The 814-nt window shown below is 51.4% G+C and carries 2 protein-coding genes; both read right to left on the bottom strand.

The window, feature by feature from the left end; genetic code table 11:
• Positions 1 to 312, bottom strand: a 312-nt coding sequence (locus tag ACK8P8_RS22200; RefSeq protein WP_369861179.1) for an ABC transporter permease, incomplete at its 3' end; no start/stop codon positions are given.
• Between the two features lies 1 nt (position 313).
• The coding region (locus ACK8P8_RS22195; protein WP_369861180.1) for an ABC transporter ATP-binding protein at positions 314 to 814 on the bottom strand (501 nt) is incomplete at its 5' end.

Below are 814 nucleotides of genomic sequence, written 5' to 3'. Positions count from 1 at the left end.
GAACACTTGGGATAAGCGTCCCCCCTTGAACAGTTCATCCACCTCATCCATTGAACGCACATGTTCTACCACTTTAAACGTGGAACTCGCGTCAATCTCCGCCACGATCTGCCTGCTCATCGCGTCATTCGACATATCCAGCACAGCCGTGGGCATTTCCGTCAAACTGCTATTCAACGCGAAACCGAAAATCAATAACTGCGAGATCGGCAAAACCACCAGTACCAATAGAGTCTTCCGATCCCGAAGAATATGATAAAACTCCTTGCGCGTGAAAGCGAAAAACTGATCTATAAATGTCTTTATCTTCATCTCATCCGTCCTTTCTTTGAGCCCTCCGAGCCAACAAATAAAAAACCTCCTGCATCCCCGGAACACCATGTTGTTGCTTCAACACGGCAGGAGTACCCAATGCCTCGATACGCCCGTCCACCATGATCGACACCCGGTCACAATACTCCGCCTCGTCCATGTAGTGGGTGGTAACAAACACGGTAATCCCGTCCGCTGCCGCCTGATAGATTAATTCCCAGAACATCCGGCGCACGGCGGGGTCCACCCCACCGGTGGGTTCGTCCAAAAACACGATCTGGGGCTCGTGGAATGCCGCCACCGAAAACGCCAGACGTTGCTTTACCCCTTGCGGCAACAAACGTACCGGCGTGTTCCGTTCCTTCAAAAGACCGAGATTCCCCAGCACCTTATCCATTTTATCCCGAATCTCCGAACGTTGCATCCCGTAAATCCCCCCGTACAAGCGTATATTCTCCCGCACCGTCAAACTCTCGTATAACGAGAATTTCTGGCTCATGTA

This window comes from Butyricimonas muris (assembly GCF_046365375.1).
Taxonomy (GTDB): domain Bacteria; phylum Bacteroidota; class Bacteroidia; order Bacteroidales; family Marinifilaceae; genus Butyricimonas; species Butyricimonas muris.
The sequence above is the reverse complement of the archived record's forward strand: the minus strand, read 5'-3'. Positions and strand labels throughout refer to the sequence as shown.